This window comes from Methylobacterium sp. WL103, assembly GCF_008039885.1.
In the GTDB taxonomy this organism is placed as follows: Bacteria; Pseudomonadota; Alphaproteobacteria; order Rhizobiales; family Beijerinckiaceae; genus Methylobacterium; species Methylobacterium cerastii.
This window is the reverse complement of sequence record NZ_VRUX01000749.1, coordinates 1-1,791: the sequence shown is the minus strand read 5'-3', so window position 1 is coordinate 1,791 and position 1,791 is coordinate 1. Positions and strand designations below refer to the sequence as shown.

Sequence of the window (1,791 nt, the reverse complement as noted above, 5' to 3'; positions counted from 1 at the left end):
GGCCTCACGCGTCCGGGCGCCTCGCCAGCGCCCGGCCGACTTCGAGGAGGAGCGTGTCGACGAGCGTCCGCAGCCGCGTCTGCCCGGTGCGGTCGATCGCCAGGCGCGCGGCGAGGATCTGGTCGGCGGCCTGCTCCAGCGGGTCGGACGGAGGCAGCACGCGAAGCTTCGGCCCGGACAGCACGCTGAAATTCGGACGTGTGTCCGTGATGTCCACGTAGGCGCCGTGGCCGTGCATCCCGTTTGCCGTGGGCACCAGATGCCCGCGGTTCCGGATCCAGCGGATTTCGCCGGCCTGCGTCAGGATGCGGAACTCGGCGGCGAACGTCCCGCCTGTCCGGCGCACCCGCTTGATCTGTGCGAAGACCCAATCGCGATCCTCGGGATGGATGCGGGCCAGCGCCTCGTCGAGGGTGAGCGGCTTTCCGGCCAACGACGCGTCGCCCGCCATCACGCTGGAGGCCCCCGCATCCAGCACCGACCGCCCCGACGCGACGTTCGTCTCCCAGACGCCGACGAACCCGAAGGCGTTCAGCGCCGAGGCGAGCGAAGGCGTGACGGGTGTCGAACCGTCGAACATGAACGATACCCTTGCACGAAGGCGCATCGGGTTTGCGGGGCCCGGATGCGCCGATGCCGATGGCGCCAGCGGTATCATCCACTGAATTGAAAATACAATCGCGCCGCCACTCCCGGCGATCGACGCGCAGCCGGTACGACGACCGTGTGTTTCGCCGCCATTCCAAGATCAGATGGTGGGTCTCAGCGGGCGCGGCCGGGCCGGGCCATCCAGTCCGAGCGGTTGCCGCGGCCGGCCGGCATCGCCTGGCCGACCTCGATCCGCGCGAGTTCCGCCGAGCGGGCGGCGATCCACCCGGTGTGCTCGGCCACCGGCGTCACCGCGGTGAAGCCGCCGCAGGCGGTGCGGTGGCGGGCGTCCTGGCGCATCGCGCCGCTGGACCAGCTCACGACGCCGACGATCTGGTAGCCGCCGGGGCCGCCCGACAGGATCGGGCCGCCGGAATCGCCCAGGCATGCGCCGGCGCCGGCGGTCTCGGCCATGCGGCGCCGGTCGGTGACGACGGTGACGCGGTTGGCGACCTGCAGCGAGCCGATCGAGACAAGGTGGGCCTGGCGCAGGGTGCGGGCGCTGTTGCGGCGGTTCTCGGCGACGACGCCGAAGCCGGCGATGTCGACCGCGTCGCCGTTGCCGATCGTCCCGGCGCCGCGCGGATCGAGGGGGGCGTAGTCCGCCCCGAGCGGCTGCTCGAGCTTGAGCAGGGCGAGGTCGATGCCCGGCTGGTCCTCCGGCGTGGTGCCGGGCACGAAGTCGGGATGCATCGAGGCGGCGATCGCGGAGACCCGGCGCTGGCGAAAGCCGCGGTCGACCGCCACGATGCTGTAGCCGGCCGGCTGCATCACGCAGTGGGCGGCCGTCAGCACGAGGTCGGGTGCGATCAGCGTGCCCGAGCAGATCTCGCCGAGCGTGCTCTCGATCCGGACGACGAAGTTGCGCGTGCCGTTGGGGTCGCGGGTCACCGCGCCGTTGATCACGGCCGAGGCCGGCGCCGGCAGAAAGCTCAGCAGGCCGAGGGACAAACCGCCGAGGAGGGCGCCGCGGAGGACAGTGGCGAGCATCGTTCACTCCGGGGGCCGAAGGCGCACTCGGCCCGGTGGGACTCAAGCGTAACGTAAAGCAATCCGTCGGCCAAGGTTCCGTTCCTTGAGGGAGTGGGTCCGCTCAGCGCCAGCGCGCCGCGCCGCCCCAGCCGGCCAGCGTGCGGTCGAGCC

The 1,791-nt window shown here is 71.9% G+C and carries 2 protein-coding genes; both read right to left on the bottom strand.

The features are described from left to right. Positions 1-4: 4 nt before the first annotated feature. Entirely contained in the window at positions 5-580 is a 576-nt protein-coding gene (locus FV222_RS25010) for a PAS domain-containing protein (RefSeq protein WP_147761765.1), read from the bottom strand. Positions 581-762: 182 nt separating this feature from the next. Further along, entirely contained in the window at positions 763-1,638 is an 876-nt protein-coding gene (locus FV222_RS25005; RefSeq protein ID WP_147761764.1) for a trypsin-like serine protease, read from the bottom strand. Positions 1,639-1,791: the final 153 nt, after the last annotated feature.

Coding starts and splice junctions, on each gene's coding strand:
- FV222_RS25010 (WP_147761765.1), bottom strand. CDS start 580: ATGTTCGACGGTTCGACACCCGTCACGCCTTCGCTCGCCTCGGCGCTG.
- FV222_RS25005 (WP_147761764.1), bottom strand. CDS start 1,638: ATGCTCGCCACTGTCCTCCGCGGCGCCCTCCTCGGCGGTTTGTCCCTC.